General features: G+C 69.5%; 16 protein-coding genes, 1 pseudogene and 1 riboswitch. Of the genes and pseudogenes, 12 read left to right on the top strand and 5 right to left on the bottom strand.

The window, feature by feature from the left end:
* Window positions 1-35: 35 nt before the first annotated feature.
* Together O5M90_RS19240 and O5M90_RS19235 are read right to left on the bottom strand one after the other, a co-directional pair.
* Entirely contained in the window at window positions 36-374 is a 339-nt protein-coding gene (locus O5M90_RS19240; RefSeq protein WP_137942742.1) for a P-II family nitrogen regulator, read from the bottom strand.
* 20 nt (window positions 375-394) lie between these two features.
* Window positions 395-1,114 carry a TorF family putative porin gene (locus O5M90_RS19235; protein WP_137942741.1) on the bottom strand — a complete coding sequence of 240 codons (720 nt, stop codon included), beginning with the start codon at window positions 1,112-1,114 and terminating at the stop codon, window positions 395-397.
* Window positions 1,115-1,372: 258 nt separating this feature from the next.
* Between O5M90_RS19235 and O5M90_RS19230 the strand changes: the two genes are divergently transcribed.
* The 7 genes from O5M90_RS19230 (at window position 1,373) to O5M90_RS19200 (ending at window position 8,224) form a co-directional block, all read left to right on the top strand.
* The gene (locus O5M90_RS19230) at window positions 1,373-2,893 is read left to right on the top strand and encodes a YifB family Mg chelatase-like AAA ATPase (protein WP_269840003.1); all 1,521 of its coding nucleotides are present in this window, start codon (window positions 1,373-1,375) and stop codon (window positions 2,891-2,893) included.
* A gap of 111 nt (window positions 2,894-3,004) precedes the next feature.
* Complete coding sequence (locus O5M90_RS19225; RefSeq protein ID WP_269840002.1) at window positions 3,005-3,970, top strand: TRAP transporter substrate-binding protein; 966 nt, start codon at window positions 3,005-3,007, stop codon at window positions 3,968-3,970.
* A 9-nt stretch (window positions 3,971-3,979) separates the two neighbouring features.
* Complete coding sequence (locus O5M90_RS19220) at window positions 3,980-4,489, top strand: TRAP transporter small permease (protein WP_137942738.1); 510 nt, start codon at window positions 3,980-3,982, stop codon at window positions 4,487-4,489.
* 13 nt (window positions 4,490-4,502) lie between these two features.
* Window positions 4,503-5,801 carry a TRAP transporter large permease gene (locus tag O5M90_RS19215; RefSeq protein ID WP_269840001.1) on the top strand — a complete coding sequence of 433 codons (1,299 nt, stop codon included), beginning with the start codon at window positions 4,503-4,505 and terminating at the stop codon, window positions 5,799-5,801.
* Between the two features lie 7 nt (window positions 5,802-5,808).
* Complete coding sequence (pxpB, locus tag O5M90_RS19210) at window positions 5,809-6,510, top strand: 5-oxoprolinase subunit PxpB (RefSeq protein ID WP_269840000.1); 702 nt, start codon at window positions 5,809-5,811, stop codon at window positions 6,508-6,510.
* Window positions 6,507-7,451: a biotin-dependent carboxyltransferase family protein gene (locus O5M90_RS19205; protein ID WP_332909475.1), complete on the top strand. Its 945-nt coding sequence runs from the start codon at window positions 6,507-6,509 to the stop codon at window positions 7,449-7,451. The genes pxpB and O5M90_RS19205 overlap by 4 nt, the downstream gene beginning before the upstream one ends.
* Window positions 7,451-8,224, top strand: coding sequence for a LamB/YcsF family protein (locus O5M90_RS19200; protein ID WP_440402518.1), 774 nt, complete (start codon window positions 7,451-7,453; stop codon window positions 8,222-8,224). The genes O5M90_RS19205 and O5M90_RS19200 overlap by 1 nt, the downstream gene beginning before the upstream one ends.
* On the opposite strand, the gene O5M90_RS19195 is transcribed toward O5M90_RS19200, so the two are convergent.
* Window positions 8,215-9,150, bottom strand: coding sequence for a LysR family transcriptional regulator (locus O5M90_RS19195; RefSeq protein ID WP_269839999.1), 936 nt, complete (start codon window positions 9,148-9,150; stop codon window positions 8,215-8,217). The genes O5M90_RS19200 and O5M90_RS19195 overlap by 10 nt on opposite strands.
* A gap of 91 nt (window positions 9,151-9,241) precedes the next feature.
* Here O5M90_RS19195 and O5M90_RS19190 point away from each other — a divergent pair, with 91 nt between their 5' ends.
* From O5M90_RS19190 to O5M90_RS19175, 4 genes are all read left to right on the top strand, one after another.
* On the top strand, window positions 9,242-10,114 hold the full coding sequence (locus O5M90_RS19190) for an EamA family transporter (RefSeq protein WP_269839998.1): 873 nt from the start codon (window positions 9,242-9,244) through the stop codon (window positions 10,112-10,114).
* 77 nt (window positions 10,115-10,191) lie between these two features.
* The gene (locus tag O5M90_RS19185; RefSeq protein WP_269840100.1) at window positions 10,192-10,647 is read left to right on the top strand and encodes a (2Fe-2S)-binding protein; all 456 of its coding nucleotides are present in this window, start codon (window positions 10,192-10,194) and stop codon (window positions 10,645-10,647) included.
* A complete protein-coding gene (locus O5M90_RS19180) occupies window positions 10,644-12,698 on the top strand; it encodes a xanthine dehydrogenase family protein molybdopterin-binding subunit (protein WP_269839997.1) in 2,055 nt (684 codons plus the stop codon). The genes O5M90_RS19185 and O5M90_RS19180 overlap by 4 nt, the downstream gene beginning before the upstream one ends.
* Window positions 12,695-13,618: a helix-turn-helix transcriptional regulator gene (locus O5M90_RS19175; protein WP_269839996.1), complete on the top strand. Its 924-nt coding sequence runs from the start codon at window positions 12,695-12,697 to the stop codon at window positions 13,616-13,618. The genes O5M90_RS19180 and O5M90_RS19175 overlap by 4 nt, the downstream gene beginning before the upstream one ends.
* A gap of 4 nt (window positions 13,619-13,622) precedes the next feature.
* Here O5M90_RS19175 and O5M90_RS19170 read toward each other — a convergent pair whose 3' ends face one another.
* Window positions 13,623-14,192, bottom strand: coding sequence for a glycine zipper 2TM domain-containing protein (locus O5M90_RS19170; protein WP_262971786.1), 570 nt, complete (start codon window positions 14,190-14,192; stop codon window positions 13,623-13,625).
* Window positions 14,193-14,270: 78 nt separating this feature from the next.
* Window positions 14,271-17,018, bottom strand: a pseudogene (metH, locus tag O5M90_RS19165) (methionine synthase); the annotation flags it as partial.
* 47 nt (window positions 17,019-17,065) lie between these two features.
* Window positions 17,066-17,162, bottom strand: a riboswitch (S-adenosyl-L-homocysteine riboswitch).
* An 86-nt stretch (window positions 17,163-17,248) separates the two neighbouring features.
* On the opposite strand from metH, the gene O5M90_RS19160 reads away from it, so the two are divergent.
* Window positions 17,249-18,448 (top strand): HD-GYP domain-containing protein, encoded by a 1,200-nt coding sequence (locus O5M90_RS19160; RefSeq protein ID WP_269839995.1) that lies wholly within the window; start codon window positions 17,249-17,251, stop codon window positions 18,446-18,448.
* The last annotated feature ends 1 nt before the right edge of the window (window position 18,449 follow it).

Below are 18,449 nucleotides of genomic sequence, written 5' to 3'. Positions count from 1 at the left end.
GGGATTTGTCTGTTTAGTCTTGTGATCGGTGAAGCTCAGAGCGCGTCGGCCCCGGTCTCGCCGGTGCGGATGCGCACCACCTGGTCCAGCGGCGAGACGAAGATCTTGCCGTCGCCGATCTTGCCGGTGCGGGCCGAGGCCTCGATGGCCTCGATAACCTGCTCGACCACCGCATCGTCGACCGCCGCCTCGACCTTGACCTTGGGCAGGAAGTCGACGACGTACTCGGCGCCGCGATACAGCTCGGTGTGGCCCTTCTGGCGGCCAAAGCCCTTGACCTCGGTGACGGTCAGCCCCTGCACGCCGATGGCGCTCAGCGCCTCGCGCACTTCGTCAAGCTTGAAGGGCTTGATGATGGCGGTGATCAGTTTCATTGCGTTCTCCTCACACGGTTTCAGAAGTTGTACTTGACGCTGACCACGACCGCGTTCTTGCCCAGGAACTTGTCCTTGACGGTGTAGAAGCCCTTGTCAGCGTCGGTGCCGACCAGCGCGATGCTGGGCACCAGGCCGCTGAAGTCCTTGGACAGCGCCAGCGAATAGTCGGTGTAGGAGCCCACACCGCGCGAGGGGCCGTCAATGCGCTGGTAGCCGATATGGGGCGCCAGCATCCAGCCGTCCATCACTTCGAAGCTGGCCGACAGATCGGCATACCAGCTGTTCTTGCTGTCGGCGTTGCCGAAGGTGTCGGTGACCGCGTGCGAGTACTTGGCCGTGAACGGGCCATAGCTCAGCGCGCCATAGATCTCGGTGGTGTTGGCGCTGGTCGGCAGCTTGTTGCTCGGGTAGATATAGGTCAACACGCCGATGTCGAGATTGACACCCTTGCTGATCTCGGTCTTGTAGCCGCCGTAGAGGTCGACCTCGACCTTGGCGTCGCCGCCAACGTCCTTGATCCACTTGATCGTCGAAGCCCAGGCGCCCACATAGAAGCCACTCGGATGCGCATAGTCCAGCCCGCCTTGCAGCGCCGGCTTCAGCCGGGTCTGCGAGATGCCGCGGTAGCGGTAGTCGCTGGTCAGGCTCGCGTTGAAGGCGACCGATGCGTCCTGGGCCTGGGCCGGCAGCGCACCGAGGGTCATGGCGGCGGCAAGCGTGGCAAGAATCAACTTCATGCGGGACTCCTAGCTGTTTGGATGGGGAGGAAGCAGGTTCGATCCGGGGATTGCAGCTTCCGTGCCAGGCTCGGCGCCCCAGGCGAGACCGGGAAAGAGGCCCGGATCGCGCAGCGATGCACCAAAAGAGGATGGCCACGCTCGATGCCCGCACTTGGTGCAGGCACTTCATTGGTGCGCCAACGACGGCCCGCCGGGCGCGGCAAACGTGCAGAATCCGACACAGGATCGGTACGCACCGGTCCCGGGGAGGAGGCTATGTCTCTGGCCGTCGTACACAGCCGGGCGCTGGACGGGCTGGCCGCCGCGCCGGTCAGCGTCGAGGTGCATCTGGCCAATGGGCTGCCGATGTTCACGCTGGTGGGCCTGGCCGAGACCGAGGTCAAGGAGTCGCGCGAGCGGGTGCGCGCGGCCCTGCTGAACAGCGGCCTGAGCTTCCCCCACAACCGCCGCATCACGGTCAACCTGGCCCCGGCCGACCTGCCCAAGGAGGGCGGCCGCTTCGATCTGCCGATTGCACTGGGCATCCTGGCGGCCAGCGAGCAGATCGACCCCGAGCGGCTGCAAGACATGGAATGCGCGGGCGAGCTGTCGCTGGCCGGCGAGCTGCGGCCGGTGCGCGGCGCGCTGGCGATGAGCCTGGCGCTGCGCCAGTCGGGCCTGGCCCGCGATCTGGTGCTGCCCGAGGCGAATGCCGCCGAGGCGGCCCTGGTCGGCGGCGTGGCGGTGTTCGGCGCCGCCCATCTGCTGGACCTGGTGGCCGCGCTGAGCCCGGGCGGCGATGGGCCGGCGCTGCAGCGCGCCCGCCCCGCCACCGTCTCGCTGGCCCCGGATGCCGCCCCAGATCTGCGCGATATCAAGGGCCAGGCCGGCCCGAAGCGGGCGCTGGAGATCGCCGCCGCCGGCGCGCTGAACCTCTTGCTGATCGGCCCGCCGGGCACCGGCAAATCGATGCTGGCCCAGCGCCTGCTGAGGCTCTTGCCACCGCTGGACGAGGAGCAGGCACTGGAGTCGGCGGCGGTGCTGAGCCTGGCCGGCCAGTTCGAGCCGGCGCTGTGGGGGCGGCGGGTGCTGCGGGCGCCGCACCACAGCGCCTCCAGCGTGGCCCTCGTCGGCGGCGGCTCACCACCCCGGCCCGGCGAGATCACCTTGGCCCAGCACGGCGTGCTCTTTCTTGATGAGCTGCCCGAGTACCCCCGTGCCGCGCTGGAGGCCTTGCGCGAGCCGATGGAGAACGGCCGCATCCTGATCGCCCGTGCCGCCCGGCATGCCGAGTTCCCGGCCCGCTTTCAGCTCGTCGCGGCCATGAACCCCTGCCCTTGCGGCCAGCTGGGCAATCCGCTGGGCGAATGCCGCTGCTCGCCGGACCAGGTCTCGCGCTACCAGCGCCGGCTCAGCGGCCCTTTTCTGGACCGGCTGGATCTGCTGGTCGAGGTGCCGGTGCTGCCGCCCCAGGTGCTGGCGGCCGCGCCGGACGGCGAGCCCTCGGCCGTGGTCGCCGCCCGGGTGGCGGCCGCCCGCGAACTGGCCCTGGCCCGCCAGGGCTGCTGCAATGCGCTGCTGAGCCCCGCCCAATTGGAGCAGCATGCCCAGGCCGAGCCGGCCGCTGCCGCGCTGTTGCAGAAAACCGCCACCCGGCTGGGCTGGTCGGGGCGCGGCTACCACCGGGTGCTGCGTGTCGCGCGCACGATTGCCGATCTGGCCGCCAGCCCCTTGATTGCACCGGCGCATATGGCCGAGGCCGTGCAGCTGCGGCGCGGTCTGCAGACCAAGGGTTAACACCAGGCATCAGCAAATCTAGCCACGGTCCATAAAGATTTCTCGGTCGACCTCGGTGCCGGATTGGTAGACATTCGCGCCACTACCCCATTCCATACAAGGAAGCCCGAGATGAAACGCCTGTTGCTCAACGCCACCGCCGCCGTCCTGCTCTCCAGCACCGCCCAGGCCGCCACCTGGAATATGTCGGCCGAACAGCCCGACGCCAACTACCTGACCGTCAATGTGCGCCAGTTCGCCGAGGACGTGAAGGCCGCCACCGCCGGCCAGCTGGAGTTCAAGGTGCAGAGCAATAGCGTGCTGCTGAAGCGCCCCGAGGTGAAGCGCGGCGTGCAGCAAGGCATCGTGCCGATCGGCGAGGTGCTGATGTCGGCGCTGGGCAACGAGGATGCGATGTTCGAGATCGACAGCGTGCCCTTCCTGGCCAGCTCCTTCGACGCCTCCGAGAAGCTCTGGAAGGCCGCCCGCGAGCAGATCGCCGCCCGCCTGGACAAGCAGGGCCTGGTGCTGGTCTATGGCTCGCCGTGGCCGCCGCAAGGCATCTACACCAAGAAACCGGTGGCCGCGATCGGCGACTTCAAGGGCGCGCGCTTTCGCGCCTACAGCGCCTCGACCAGCCGCATGGTCACGCTGATGGGCGCGGTGCCGACGACGATCCAGACCGCCGAGGTGCCGCAGGCCTTCTCGACCGGCGTGATCGACATGATGATCACCTCGCCGGCCACCGGCGTGGACACCCAGGCCTGGGACTATGTGAAGCACTACTACGATGCCCAGGCCTTCATCCCGCAGGCCATCGTCATTGCCAACAAGCGCTCGCTGATGGCCCTGCCCGAGGCGCAGCGCCAGGCCGTGATGGCCGCCGGTGCCAAGGCCGAGGCGCGCGGCTGGGCCCAGGCCCGCGAGCTGACCGCCAAGCTGACCCAGACCCTGGCCGCCAAGGGCATCACGGTGCAGCCGGTGCCGGCAGCGATCGCCGCCGAGCTGAACAAGGTCGGCGCGACGATGGCCGAGGAATGGATCAAGAAGGCCGGCCCGGACGGCGCCAAGGTCCTCGACGCCTTCAACAAGAAGTAAACGAACGCCATGGCCGTCCTCGACCGTCTCTCCAAGGCCTCCGGGGCGGCCTCGGCCGTCGCGCTGGCCGCCATCGGCCTGGTGATCGCGGCGCAGATCGTCGCGCGCCTGCTGGGCCATCAGATACCGGCCGCCGATGACTTCGCCGCCTGGGCCATGGCGGCCTCGGCCTTTCTGGCCCTGCCCTATGCGATGCGCCATGGCGACCACATCCGCGTGACGCTGGTGCTGCAGTTCCTGCCCAAGCGCTGGGAGCGCGGCTACGAGCTGCTGGCCTCGGCGCTGGGCGTGGCGCTGGCGGTCTGGGCCGCCTGGCACACGCTGCAGTTCGTCTACGGCTCCTGGCAGTACGAGGAGGTCGCGCAGGGCATGTTGCGGGTGCCGCTGTGGATTCCGCAGCTGGCCATGGCCATCGGCATGCTGCTGCTGGCCCTGATGCTGATCGACCGCCTCTGGCGTGGCCTGCGCGGCCGGCCGCTGAGCGATGCGCCGGACGGCGAGACCGCCCGCACCGAATAGAAAAGGACACCTCATGAGCGATCTTGCACAAGCGGGCGTCCTGATGGCCCTGCTCTTCCTCTTGCTGGGCCTGGGCGTCTGGGTGGCCCTGGCCCTGATCGGCTGCGGCCTGCTGGGCCTGCTGCTGTTCACCGACGCGCCGGCCGGCGTGATCTTCGCGACCACCGCCTGGGGCTCGACCGCCAGCTGGTCGCTGACCGCACTGCCGCTGTTCATCTGGATGGGCGAGATCCTCTACCGCACCCGTCTGGCCGAGGACATGTTCTCGGGCCTGGGGCCCTGGGTCAACGGCCTGCCGGGCCGGCTGGTTCACGTCAACGTGCTGGGCTGCGGCATCTTCGCGGCGGTCAGCGGCAGCTCGGCCGCGACGGCCGCGACCATCGGCAAGATCTCGCTGCCCGAGTTGAAGGCGCGCGGCTATGACGAGAGCATCAGCATCGGCTCGCTGGCCGGCGCCGGCACGCTGGGCCTCTTGATCCCGCCGTCCATCGTGATGATCGTCTATGGCGTCGCGGCCCAGGTCTCCATCGTCAAGCTGTTCACCGCCGGCATCCTGCCGGGCCTGATGATGATGCTGCTGTTCTCGGGCTATATCGCGATCTGGGCGCTGCGCAATCCGGCCAAGGTGCCGCGCGACGCCGAGCAGGTCGGCTGGGCCGAGCGCTTCAAGCGCCTGCGCCTGCTGGCCCCGGTGGTGCTCTTGATCGTCGGCGTGATCGGCTCCATCTACGCCGGCATCGCCACCGCCACCGAGGCCGCCACCATCGGCGTGATCGGCTCGCTGATCATTGCCGGCCTGGGCGGCTCGCTGAGCCGAGCCTCCTTCGTCGCCAGCCTGATGGGCGCGGCGCGCACCTCCTGCATGATCACCTTCATCCTGCTGGGCGCAGCCTATCTGACTAGCGCGATGAGTTTCACCGGGCTGCCGGCCAATGTCGCGCAGTGGATCGCTTCGATGAATCTGTCGGCCTATGGTCTGCTGGCGGTGCTGACGGTGTTCTTCGTGCTGCTGGGCTGCTTCCTCGACGGCATCTCCATCGTCGTGCTGACCACGGCCGTGCTGCTGCCCGCGGTGCAGGCTGCTGGCATCGACCCGCTGTGGTTCGGCATCTACCTGATCCTGGTGGTCGAGATGGCCCAGATCACGCCGCCGGTGGGCTTCAATCTGTTCGTGATCCAGGGCATCACCGACAAGGGCCTGTTCACGCTGGCGCGCATGGCCTTCCCCTTCTTCCTGCTGCTGGTGCTGGCGACGGTGCTGATCACGGTGTTCCCGGACATCGTGATGGTGCTGCCGCGAGCGATGGGCTGAATCGGTCATGAACGAAGCTTTTCGAATCGACGCGGTCGGCGACCGCTGCCTGCTGGTGGGCCTCGGCAACACCGTCGACCCCGAGACCAGCGCCCGGGTGCATGCCTTCGTGCAGCGCCTGCGCGCCCAGCCGATCGCCGGCCTGCGCGACATCGTGCCGGCCTTCACGACCGTGGCCCTGCACTACCGGCCCGAATGCTTCGGCCCGACCCCGTTCGCAACGCTGAAGGCCCGGCTGCTGGAACTGCTGGCCCAGCCGCTGGACGCTCAGCAGGCCGCCCCGCGCGTGATCGAGATCCCGGTCTGCTATGGCGGGGACTACGGCCCCGATCTGGAGGATGTGGCGCAGCGCTGCGGCCTGAGTACCGAGCGCGTGATCGCGCTGCATCTGGAGTCGGCCCACCGTGTCTATATGCTGGGCTTTGCGCCGGGCTTTCCCTTCATCGGCGGCCTGAACCCGCAGCTCGCGATGCCGCGCCGCACGACGCCGCGCACCCATATCCCGCCCGGTTCGGTGGCCATCGCACGCGAGCAGACCTGCATCTACCCACTGGAAACCCCCGGCGGCTGGAACATCCTGGGCCGCACGCCGGTGCGCCTGTTCGAGGCCGGCGCCGAGCCGCCCTGCCTGCTGGGCCCGGGCGACGCGATCCGCTTTGTGCGCATCGACGCCAACACCTATGAGGCCATGCTGGAGGCACGGCAATGAGCATCGCTATCGAGGTCATCAAACCCGGCGCGCAATCGCAGCTGCAGGACCTGGGCCGCTACGGCTATCAGCATCTGGGCGTGCCGGTCTGCGGCGCGATGGACGAGGTTGCGCACCGCCTGGCCAATCTGCTGGTGGGCAATGTGCGCGACGAGGCCACGCTGGAAATCGTGCTGATGGGGCCCAGCCTGCGCTTCGCGGCGGCCACCCATATCGCGGTCTGCGGCGCCGATCTGTCGGCCACGCTGGACGGAGAACCCGTGACGCTGAACGAGCGCATCGACGTGACGGCCGGCGCCGTGCTGGCCTTCGGCCAGCGCATCAAGGGGCTGCGCAGCTATCTGGCAGTGCGCGGCGGCTTCTCCGTGGCACCGCTGATGGGCAGCCGCAGCACCTTTGTGCGCGGCGGCTTCGGCGGCCATCTGGGCCGGGCGCTGCGCAAGGGCGATCAGCTGCAGGCGGCCGACTTCAAGCCGGCCGGCGCGCCGCCGGACTTGCCCGTAGAAAGCACGCTGCCCAGCGCCGAGTTCACGCCGCTGCGCGTCGTGCTCGGCGAGCACTGGGCCGGCTTCACGGCCGAGGCCCAGGCACTGTTCAGCGAGGCCAGCTACCGCATCAGCCCGCAGTCCGACCGCATGGGTTACCGGCTCGAAGGCCCGGCGCTCTCGCGCAGCCAGCCCGGCGAGCTGATCTCGGAAGCGGTCAACTTCGGCAGCATCCAGGTGCCGCCCGATGGGAAACCCATCGTGCTGATGGCCGAGCGCCAGAGCACCGGCGGTTATCCGAAGATAGGCCATGTGATCAGCGTGGACCTGCCGCTGCTGGCGCAGCTGGCGCCACAGCAGGCGCTGCGCTTCGTGCCGGTCTCGCTGGAGACCGCGCAGACCCTGTATCTGCAACGTGAGCAGCAGTTCGCCGCTGCGCTGGGAGCCGCCTCATGATGAGCAAGACCCTGGATCTCAACTGCGATATGGGCGAAGGCTTTGGTGCCTACACCATGGGCAACGACATCGCCATCCTCGACCATGTGTCATCGGCCAATATCGCTTGCGGCTTCCATGCCGGCGACCCGGGCACGATGCGCCGCATCGTCGGTGCGGCCATCGCCAAGGGCGTCGCGGTCGGTGCCCATCCGGGCCTGCCGGACCTGCAGGGCTTCGGCCGCCGCGAGATGAAGATCTCGCCGGCCGAGGCCTATGCGATGGTGCTCTACCAGATCGGCGCGCTGGCAGGCTTTGCCCGCGCCGCCGGCGGCCGCCTGAACCATGTGAAGCCGCATGGCGCGCTCTACAACATGGCGGTCAAGGATCGCAAGCTCTCCGACGCGATTGCCCAGGCGGTGCGCGACTTCGATCCCGGCCTGGTCTTCTTCGGCCTGGCCGGCAGCGAGATGATCAGGGCCGCCGAGGCCCTGGGCCTGCGCGCGGCCAACGAGGTCTTCGCCGACCGCAGCTACCAGGACGACGGCTCGCTATCGCCGCGTGGCCTGCCCGGCGCGATGATCGAAGACCCTGAGCAATCGCTGGCCCAAGTCAGGCAAATGCTCGCCGGCAGCGTCACCGCCTTGAGCGGAAACGTCGTGCCGGTCCAGGCCGACACCTTGTGCCTGCACGGCGACCAACCCGGCGCGTTGGAGTTCGCGCGCCATATCCGCGCCGCGCTGACGACCGATGGTGTCGCACTGCAAGCGCCGGGAGCCCCCGTTCAGCCCTGATCCGGGCCCAGTGGCCGCACCCAGTCGGCCCCGACCCGCTCGCAAAACCCCGCCACCACCTCGCGCACCAGGCCGACCGTCTCACGCACCGCCGTGCTGACCCGGCCTTCGGTGATCACGCTGATCGCCATCGAGGGCAGCGGCGGCCCTTCGCACTGCCATAGCGAGCCCCGCTCCAGCTGCGCGCGCACAAACACCGGCGGGATCGCCGCGATGCCGTAGCCGTCGCTGGCCAATTGGATGATGGACTCGACCGAGGGGAAGCTGCAGACGCGCGGCTCAATGTCGCGGTCGACGAAGAGCGCGCGCACATGGGCTTGCGGGCTTGATGTCTTCGAGAAGGTGAGCAGCGGCACCCGCTCCAGATCCTCCATCGTCAGCCGCCCGCTGGCCGGTAGCAGCTCGGGCCTGGCGACCCAGCGCAGCGGAAACTCGCACAGCGGCGTGACCCGGTAGTCCAGCGTGCCTATGGCCTCGGCAAAGGGGTCGTTCTGGATCATCAGGTCCAGCTTGCGCAAGCGGAACTGGTCCTGCAGATGGCGCGCGGTGTCGACCGTGATGTCCGGGTTGATCTGCGGATAGCGCTCGGCCAGCTGGCGTATCAGCGGCGACAGCCAGGTGTGCACCACCGACTCGATCGCGCCGATGCGCACCCGGCCGGCCGCCGGCGCATCGGGCCGGGTCGAGAGCTTGAGCTCGCGCTCCAGCGCCAGCATGCGCTCGGCCTGGCGCAGCACCTGCTCGCCGACCTGGGTCAGGCCCAGCCGGCGCGCGCTGCGGTCCACCAGCTCGGCTCCCAGCTCGTCCTCCAGCGCGGCGATGCGCTGCGAGATCGCCGCCTGCGTGGTGTTCATCACCTGGGCGGTCTCGCGGAAGCTGCCGACCCGGGCCAGCACCACCAGGGTTTCAAGGAATTTGGTGTTCACGGCGCCCAGTGTAGGCCGTGCTCGGCCTGGGGTATTTATCTCTACATCAAGATTAATGCTACAGTTATTTATCTTGAAGTAGAGGCAATAAATGGGCACTGAATCGCAACACTCCTCCGGAGCCGACGCCTGGCTGACGGCGCTGGCGCCCGTCATCTGGGGCAGCACCTATATCGTCACGACCGAGCTGCTGCCGCCCGACCGGCCCTTCACGGCGGCGCTGATACGCTCGCTGCCGGCCGGGCTGCTGCTGGTGCTCTATGCCCGGCGCCTGCCGGCGCGCGGCGACTGGGGTCGCCTGCTGGTGCTGGCGGCGCTGAACCTGGGCTTTTTCCAGGCCATGCTCTTCATCGCCGCCTACCGCCTGCCCGGCGGCCTGGCTGCCGTGGTCGGCGCCATCCAGCCCCTGCTGGTGATAGCCATGAGCTGGGCGGTGGACCGGCGCCGGCCGCCCTCGCTGGCGATAGGCGCCGGCGTCACCGGCGTGCTGGGCATGGCCGCGCTGCTGCTGTCGCCGGGCGCCGTCTGGGACCCGGTCGGCGTCGCGGCGGCGCTGGCCGGCGCTATCAGCATGGCCGCCGGCACCTATCTGGCCCGGCGCTGGCAGACCGGCATGCCGGTGCTGGCCCTGACCGGCTGGCAGCTGCTGATCGCCGGGCTGATGCTGCTACCGCTGGCCTGGAGCGTCGATGCGCCGCTGCCCGCGCTGGGCATGGGCCAAGTCCTCGGCTACGCCTATCTGTCCCTGGCCGGCGCCCTGCTCGCCTATGCGCTGTGGTTCCGCGGCATCGCCCGGCTGTCGCCGGTGGCCGTGTCCTCGCTGGGTCTGCTGAGCCCGCTGACCGCCGTGCTGCTGGGCTGGCTGCTGCTGGACCAGGCCATGGGCGGCTTGTCGCTGCTGGGCCTGCTGGTCGTGCTCGGCAGCGTGCTGGCGATGCAGCTGGCGATGAGCGCGAGGCGCTGAATCTGGCGCGATTGTTCAAGACCGGGAGTGCCCGCGCGCCCAAGATCGCTGCTCATCTCAAGCAGGGAGTGGCGATGATGGAAGTGATGGTCAATGGCCGGACCCGGGTCGTGCCCGAGGGCTGGCGGGACGAGCAGCTGCTGTGGGTGCTGCGCGAGGCCTGGGGACTGGTCGGCGCCAAATTCGGTTGCGGCCTCGGCCAGTGCGGCGCCTGCACCGTGCTGCTGGATGGAGCGCCGCAGCGCAGCTGCCTGCTGCCGGTGGCGGCGGTGCAGGGCCGCACGGTGACCACGGTCGAGGGCCTGAACGATGGCGAGCGGCTGCACCCGCTGCAACAGGCCTGGCTGGACGAGGCCGTGCCGCAATGCGGCTATTGCCAGAGCGGCCACCTGCTCGCCGCTGCGGCCCTGCTGCGGCAGACACCACAGCCCAGCGAGACCCAGATCAAGACCGCGCTGGCCGGCCATCTGTGCCGCTGCGGCAGCCAGACCCGCATGTGCCGCGCGATCCAGCGCGCCACCCGTTCATCATGAAGCGCCGCGAGCTGCTGGGCGCGCTGCTGAGCGTGCCCCTCCTGGCCGGCTGCTCGATGCTGCCCGTGATCCCGCGTCGCCCCGAGCCGACACGGGCCGACGCGATGGGCTGGATCAGCCATCTGGGCGCGGGCCGTTTCGAGCTGCGGCTGCCGCGCGCCGAGATCGGCCAGCACATCGGCACCGCGCTGCGCCGCATCGCCGCCGACGAGCTGGGCGTGGCCCTCGGCGCGATCAGCCTGGCGCTGCCCGACAGCCGGAGCATGTCACCGGTGCGCGCCACCGTCGGCAGCGACTCGGTCAAGGACTTCGCGCTGCCGCTGGCCCAGGCCTGCGCCGCACTGCGCGAGGCCCTGGCCGGTCGCCCGCCGCGCGAGTGGCCGGCCAGCGCGCTGCGCAGCCTGAACGGAGCGCCACGCCAACAGTCCGACGCCCTGGGCTTCGGCCGCGAGATCGTGAGCGGCGCGCCGCTGTTTGCGGCCGATGTGCGGCTGCCGGGCCTGCTTTACGGCCGCGTGCTGCGGGCGCCCGTGTCGCCCGAGCTGGCCTCGCGGCCCGCCGGTTTCAACGCCGCAGCGGCCCGCGCGCTGCCCGGCTTCGTGGCCCTGGTCGAGCACCCGGGGCTGACACGCGCCAACAGCCAGGGCCTGGGCCTGCTGGCCCGCACGCCGGGCGCGCTGGACCGCATCGAGGCGGCGCTGGCCCTGCAGTGGCAGGTCGAGGATGGCAACGCCGCCGACATCGAGCGCCTGCTGCAGCTGCCCGCGCAGGGCCGACTGCGCCACCAGCTGCGCGCGGACGAGGTGGCCGAGACCGGGGCCTGGGATGTGGACCTGGTCTTCGAGACCCCGCTGGCGGCGCACAACGGCATCGAGCCGCGCTGCGCCGTCGCCGACTACCGGGCGGCCGACCAGAGCCTGCGGCTGTGGACCGGCACGCAGGACCTGTTTTATGTGCGCGACACGCTGGTGCGGCGGCTGGCGCTGGATGAGGCCAAGGTCCAGGTGCATGCCTGCCGCGCCGGCGGGGCTTTCGGCGCCCGCACTTTGGTGCTGGTGGAGCCGGAGGCGGCCCTGCTGTCGCGCGCGGCCGGCGCGCCGGTCAAGGTGCAGTGGACCCGCGCCCAGGAGCTGCAGCAGGGCTTCCACCGCCCGCCCTCGCGCCACCAGTTGCGGGCACGGCTGCAGCATGGCCGGGTGAGCGACTGGTGGCACCGGCTGATCAGCAGCCACATCCTGTTCACACCGGCGGCGATGCCGCGCTGGATGCAGGGCCTGGCAGACTTCGCCGGCGACGGCGGGGTCTCGCGCGGCGCGCTGCCGCCCTATGCGCTGCCGCGCCAGCGCATCGAGTTCGACGCCCGCAGGCTGCCGGTGCACACCGGCCCCTGGCGTGGCCTGGGCGCGGGGCCGAACTGCTGGGTGATCGAGAGCGCGATCGACGAATGCGCCCATCTGGCCGGCATTGATCCGCTGGCCTTCCGGCTCGCCCACCTGGACAACGCGCGCCTGCGCCGCGTGCTGCAGCGCGTGGCGCAGGCCGCCGACTGGCCGCGCCCAGCGCTCAGCGACGCACAAATCCTGCGCGGCCGCGGCCTGGCCTGCGGCATCTACAAGGGCAGCGCGTATGCGGCGGTGATCGCCGAAGTCGAGGTCGAACGGGCCAGTGGCGCCGCCCGGGTGAGTGCGATGCACTGCGCCCACGACTGCGGCCGCATCATCCAGCCCGACGGCGTGCGCGCCCAGATCGAAGGCAATCTGGTCTGGTGTCTGGGCATGGTGCTGATCGAGGCGCTGCCGGTGGACAAGCAGGCGGGCATCGCGGCCAGCGGCTTCGCCGAGGCGCCGATCCCGCGCATCCACGATCTGCCGGTCCTGCATATCGAGCTGATCGATACCGGCGAGCCCAGCGGCGGCGCCGGCGAGACCGCGATGGTGGCCGGCGCCGGCGCCATCGCCAACGCGCTGCGGGCGGCCACCGGCCGGCGCTTCACGCGGCTGCCGGTGCGTGCCGACGATTTGAGAGCAGCAGCGGGCACACTGGCGCGATGAACACCGCCGACTTCGCCAGCGCCACGATGCTGCGCCTGCTGCTGCGCGGCATGGCCGCGCAAGGCCTGAACCCGCCGTTGCCGCTGCCCGAGGGCGCACGGGTGGCGCATCAAGACAAGCGGCGTGTCGTCGCGGCGATCGTCGAGCAGGGCGGCCTGGCCACGCTGCTGGCGCTGGCGCGCGAGGTCAGTCATATCGAGGGCGAGCCGCTGCACCAGGTGCTGGTGGCGGCGCGCGCGCCGCTGGACTTCATGCGGCGCTGGCAGCGGCTGGAGCGCTATATCCACGCCGAGCACCGCGTGCTGATCGAGGACGAACCGGACGAGGGCCGGATCAGGCTCAGGCACAGCGGCCCCGCACCGCAGCCGGCCGAGAGCCTGGCGGTGCTGGGCGTGCTGATCGGCGGCTTCGAGGCTCTGGGCACGCAAGCGCTGCAGGTGTGGATCGCCGGTCAGCCGGTGCATCCACAGGCCGACGAGGCCACGCTGCGCCAGCTGGCCGCCGATGATGCGATGCGGGCCTGGCAGTTCCGCTGGCAGGCGCTCAGCCCATTGCCGGGCAGACCTTGCGCACCGGCCGATCTGCTGGCGCCGCTGCGCTGGCCACCGCTGGCGCTGGCACTGGCGCAGCGCCAGCTGGCCGACCCGGCCGCCGCGCTGCGGCTGGCCGAGGTCGCCGATGGTCTGGGCCTGTCGGGCCGCAGCCTGCAGCGCCAGCTGGCCGCCCATGGCCTGAGCCTCAGCGGCGTGATCGCCGAGACCCGCTCAAGGTTGGCGGCCTGGTGCCTGGGCAGCAGCGCGCATGGCATCGCCGAGATCGGCTTTCTGTGCGGCTTTGCCGACCAGGCCCACTTCACCCGCGAGTTCACCCGCCGGGTCGGGCTGCCGCCGGCACGCTACCGGCAGGCCGGGGCTCATTGATCCCTCAGTGACGGCGCAGCTCGCCGTCGCGCAGTTCGACGATGTCGCCGGCCTTCAGGCCCGGATCGCTGGCGCGTTCCAGGGTGCGGCTGCTGCCGTCCTTGTGCTCGAGGCGGACGATCCAGACACGCTTGCTCTTCTGGCGCTTCTCGATCTCGTTGCCGGCATAGCCACCGGCCACCGCGCCGCCGACCGTGGCGATCTTCTTGCCGCTGCCGCCGCCAACCTGGTTGCCCAGGATGCCGCCGATCACCGCGCCGCCGATCGCACCGAGGCCGCTGCCCTCGCCCTCGCGCTCCTCGCTGCGCACCGAGACGACGCGTGAACAGTCATTGCAAAGCCGGGCTTCGGCCGCAGGCTTGGGCTCGGCGGTGGGCTTGGGCGCCGGCTTCGGCACCTCGGCCTGGGCCAGCTTGGCCGGTGCGGGCTTGCTGTCTTCGACCACGGCGGCCACCGGCGCTGGCGCGGCGGCTGGGTCTTGCGAGGAGCGGCCCAGCGCATAGGCGCCGGCCACCAGAGCGGCCGCTACCGCCACGATGGCAATGGTCTGGCTGGAATTCAAGGGCATGCTCATAGGGTCAACTCCGGAAACAGGGATGACACCTTAACGCAGACCGCCGGGCCGGCGCCGACCGGCAGATGTAAGCGCATGTCAGCCCAGCAACGGCGCCAGCGCGCGTTTCGCATCGAGCTCGTCCAGCGCCATGCGCGCGGCCCAATCCTGCATCTGATCGTCGCCGATGGTGCCGACATTGAAGTAGCTGGCCTCCGGGTGCGAGAAGTAGAAGCCGCTGACACTGGCGGCCGGCGTCATCGCCATGCTGTCGGTCAGGCCCATCTGGATGTCCTCGGGCGCCAACACCTTGAACAGATCGCGCTTGGACAGATGGTCCGGGCAGGCCGGGTAGCCGGGCGCCGGGCGGATGCCGCGGTACTGCTCGGCAATCATCTGCTCGTTGCTCAGAGCCTCATCAGCCGCATAGGCCCAGAACTCCTGGCGCACGCGCTGGTGCAGGCGCTCGGCAAAGGCCTCGGCCAGGCGGTCGGCCAGGGCCTTCAGCATGATGGCCGAGTAGTCGTCGTGGTCGGCCAGGAACTGCGCTTCCTTCTTGTCCACGCCCAGGCCGGCGGTGACCGCAAAAAGGCCGATGTAGTCAGGCACCGATCCCTTGGCGGCGATGTAGTCGGCCAGGCAGCGATTCGGTCGCATCACGCCGTCGACCACCGGGCGCTCCGACTGCATGCGCAGGCCGCGCCAGGTCATCAAGACCTCGCTGCGGCTTTCGTCGCTGTAGATCTCGATATCGTCGTCGTTGACCTGGGCGGCGGGGTAGAGGCCGAACACGCCGTTGGCGGTCAGCCAGCGGCCATCGATCAGACGCTGCAGCATGCGCTTGCCATCGCTGAAGACGCGCTGCGCCTCGTGACCGACGATCTCGTCCTTCAGGATGGCTGGGAAGGGGCCGGCCAGGTCCCAGGTCTGGAAGAAGGGCGCCCAGTCGATGTGCTGCGCCAGTTCGGCCAAGTCGTAGTTCTTGAAGACGCGGCGGCCGATGAACTTCGGCACCGGCGGCCGGTAGCCGGCCCAGTCCAGCTTGACCTTGTTGGCACGCGCCTGAGCCAGCGTCACCAGCGGCGTCTTCTTCTTGTTGGCGTGCTGCTGGCGCACCTTGTCGTAGTCGGCCTTCAGCTCGTCGATATAGGCGGCCGCGCGGTCGTCGCTGAGCAGCTCGGTGCAGACGCCCACCGAGCGCGAGGCATCGGGCACATAGACGACCGGGCCCTCGTAATGCGGCGAAATCTTGACCGCGGTGTGGACGCGGCTGCAGGTGGCGCCGCCGATCAGCAGCGGAATCTTCTTGATGCGGAAGTAGTCGTCGCGCTGCATCTCGGCGGCCACATGCTGCATCTCTTCCAGGCTGGGCGTGATCAGGCCCGAGAGGCCGATGATGTCGGCCCCCTCGACCTTGGCGCGGGCCAGGATGTCCTGGCAGGGCACCATCACGCCCATATTGACGACCTCGTAGTTATTGCACTGCAGGACCACGGTGACGATGTTCTTGCCGATGTCGTGCACATCGCCCTTCACGGTCGCGATGACGATCTTGCCCTTGGGCTTCACATCGCCGCCGGCCGCCTCCAGCTGGCGCTTTTCTTCCTCGATATAGGGGATCAGATGGGCCACGGCCGACTTCATCACCCGCGCGCTCTTGACCACCTGGGGCAGGAACATCTTGCCCTGGCCGAACAGGTCGCCGACGATATTCATGCCGGCCATCAGCGGGCCTTCGATGACATGCAGCGGGCGGCCGCCGCCAGCCTGGATCGCGACCCAGGCCTCCTCGGTATCCTCGACGATGAAGTCGGTGATGCCGTGCACCAGCGCGTGCGAGAGCCGCGCGTTGACATCGCCGGCGCGCCAGGCCAGCCGGGCCGTGTCGTCCTTGGCCAGACCCTTGGCGCTCTCGGCCACCTCGATCAGGCGCTCACCGGCATCGGGGCGACGGTTCAGCACCACGTCCTCGACTCGTTCTCGAAGGGTGGCTTCCAGGTCGTCATAGACCCCCACCATGCCGGCGTTGACGATGCCCATGTCCATGCCGGCCTGGATCGCGTGGTACAGGAACACGGTGTGGATGGCCTCGCGCACCGGGTCATTGCCGCGGAAGCTGAAGCTGACGTTCGAGACCCCGCCGCTGACCTTGGCGCCAGGCAGGTTTTGTTTGATCCAGCGGGTCGCGTTGATGAAGTCGACCGCGTAGTTGTCGTGCTCCTCGATGCCGGTGGCGATCGCGAAGATATTGGGGTCGAAGATGATGTCCTCGGCCGGGAAGCCGACCTCGTCGACCAGGATCTTGTAGGCCCGCTCGCAGATCTCGATCTTGCGCTCGAAGGTGTCGGCCTGGCCCTTCTCGTCGAAGGCCATCACGACGGCGGCCGCGCCATAGCGGCGCACCAGATTGGCCTGGCGGCGGAACTCGGCCTCGCCCTCCTTCATCGAGATCGAGTTGACGATGCCCTTGCCCTGGATGCATTTCAGGCCGGCCTCGATCACCTCCCATTTGGAGCTGTCGATCATGATGGGCACGCGGGCGATTTCGGGCTCGGAGGCGATCAGGTTCAGGAAGCGCACCATCGCCGCCTTGCTGTCCAGCATGGCCTCGTCCATATTGATGTCGATGACCTGGGCGCCGTTCTCGACCTGCTGGCGCGCCACCGCCAGCGCCTGCTCGAACTCGCCGGCCAAGATCATGCGGGCGAAGGCCTTGGAGCCGGTGACATTGGTGCGCTCGCCGATATTGACGAAGAGCGTGCCGGCGCCGATCTGCACCGGCTCCAGCCCCGAGAGCTTCATCGGTGGCGGCGTGGTCTGGGGGGTAGCGGTGTTCATGGCGGCCTCGGCAAAGGATCGGACCGCAGGCTCACCGCGGCCACGACGAAATCATGGATCGGTGAGCGTCGTTGAAAAGGCTGGTGCCCTTGCAGATCCAAGCCTGGCGGGCGGTCGATTGACCCTGCACCCGTCGCAACGCTCCTCGGACCGTGGCGCATTTTACGCTGCGTCCCGGCCGCCGACTCAAGCCGGCTGCCGGCGCGCCGACAATCCGTACAGAGCTCTAGCGAACCACCGTGGATCTGATACCCCTGCCCCCTCACAGCCTGCGCATCGGCCAGGTCTTGGACTTTTCCTTGCGCGACGCCGAGGGCAAGCTGCTGATCGCGCGCGGCCAGGTGCTCAGCGACAGCCCCCTGGTCCAGGCGCTGATACAGCGCGGTGCCTGGGTGCAGGCCCATGAGACCAAGGACTACCAGCGCGCGCTGGCCCACAAGGTCGACACGATGATGCACCAGGGCGCCACGCTGGGCGCCATCGCCCGCGCCCAGACCAGCTACCGGCCCGAGCGGGGCGGCGCCGCCGTGCCCCAGGTCAGCGATCAGTCCGCCTGGGCCGATCTGCAGCTGCGCGGCCATGCGCTGCTGCGCGAGCCTCGGGCCGAGGACTTTCTGCCGCGCTTTCAGGCGTTGCAGCAGGAGATGCTGTCGCGGGTCCAGCAGCAGACCGATGCGGCCCTGATGCTGCTGATCTTCGAGTCCAGCCAGGATTTCCAGCACTACAGCGCCCGTCACGCGTTGCTGAGCCTGCTGCTGTGCGAACTGTGCGCGCGCCAGCTCGGCTGGGCCGAGGATCTGCGCCTGGTGCTGGGGCAGGCGGCGCTGTCGATGAATATCAGCATCAGCGCCCTGCAGGACCGGCTGGCCGGCCAGGACGAACGCCCCAGCGAGGCCCATCGAGCCACGCTGGTCGGCCATGGCGACCGCAGCGCCGAGCTGCTGCGCACGCTGGGCGTGCACGACTCGCTATGGCTGCAGATCGTGCGCCTGCATCATGAGGCCGGCCCCGGGCCCCTGGCCGCGCGCTCGGTGCCGGAGCAGATGGCGCGGGTGCTGCGCCGCGTCGATCTCTACGGCGCGCGGCTGAGCCCGCGGCGCTCGCGCAAGGCCCTGTCGGGCGCCCAGGCGGCGCGTGCCGTCTATCTGGATGAGCTGCAGCAGCCCGACGAGGCCGGCGCCGCGCTGATCAAGGCCGTCGGCCTCTACCCGCCCGGCTCACTGGTGCGCCTGGCCAATGGCGAGGTCGGCGTCGTCGCGAAGCGCGGCCACAGCGCCAACGAACCCCTGGTCGCCGCGCTGCTGGGCAAGAGCGGCGCGCCGCTGAGCGAGCCGGTGCCGCGCGACACCCGCCTGGCCAGCCAGGCCATTGCTGCCAGCCTGGCGCCGCATGAGCTCAAGCTGCTGGTCAATATGGAGCGGCTGCTGAAGCTCTACTGAT

It is taken from the genome of Paucibacter sp. M5-1 (assembly GCF_027498415.2).
Lineage (GTDB): Bacteria > Pseudomonadota > Gammaproteobacteria > Burkholderiales > Burkholderiaceae_C > Roseateles_E.
This window is presented reverse-complemented; position numbering and strand designations above follow the sequence as displayed.

Coding starts and splice junctions, on each gene's coding strand:
- O5M90_RS19240 (WP_137942742.1), bottom strand. CDS start 374: ATGAAACTGATCACCGCCATCATCAAGCCCTTCAAGCTTGACGAAGTG.
- O5M90_RS19175 (WP_269839996.1), top strand. CDS start 12,695: ATGAACACCGCCGACTTCGCCAGCGCCACGATGCTGCGCCTGCTGCTG.
- O5M90_RS19185 (WP_269840100.1), top strand. CDS start 10,192: ATGGAAGTGATGGTCAATGGCCGGACCCGGGTCGTGCCCGAGGGCTGG.
- pxpB (WP_269840000.1), top strand. CDS start 5,809: ATGAACGAAGCTTTTCGAATCGACGCGGTCGGCGACCGCTGCCTGCTG.
- O5M90_RS19215 (WP_269840001.1), top strand. CDS start 4,503: ATGAGCGATCTTGCACAAGCGGGCGTCCTGATGGCCCTGCTCTTCCTC.
- O5M90_RS19190 (WP_269839998.1), top strand. CDS start 9,242: ATGGGCACTGAATCGCAACACTCCTCCGGAGCCGACGCCTGGCTGACG.
- O5M90_RS19225 (WP_269840002.1), top strand. CDS start 3,005: ATGAAACGCCTGTTGCTCAACGCCACCGCCGCCGTCCTGCTCTCCAGC.
- O5M90_RS19235 (WP_137942741.1), bottom strand. CDS start 1,114: ATGAAGTTGATTCTTGCCACGCTTGCCGCCGCCATGACCCTCGGTGCG.
- O5M90_RS19170 (WP_262971786.1), bottom strand. CDS start 14,192: ATGAGCATGCCCTTGAATTCCAGCCAGACCATTGCCATCGTGGCGGTA.
- O5M90_RS19180 (WP_269839997.1), top strand. CDS start 10,644: ATGAAGCGCCGCGAGCTGCTGGGCGCGCTGCTGAGCGTGCCCCTCCTG.
- O5M90_RS19220 (WP_137942738.1), top strand. CDS start 3,980: ATGGCCGTCCTCGACCGTCTCTCCAAGGCCTCCGGGGCGGCCTCGGCC.
- O5M90_RS19205 (WP_332909475.1), top strand. CDS start 6,507: ATGAGCATCGCTATCGAGGTCATCAAACCCGGCGCGCAATCGCAGCTG.
- O5M90_RS19200 (WP_440402518.1), top strand. CDS start 7,451: ATGAGCAAGACCCTGGATCTCAACTGCGATATGGGCGAAGGCTTTGGT.
- O5M90_RS19230 (WP_269840003.1), top strand. CDS start 1,373: ATGTCTCTGGCCGTCGTACACAGCCGGGCGCTGGACGGGCTGGCCGCC.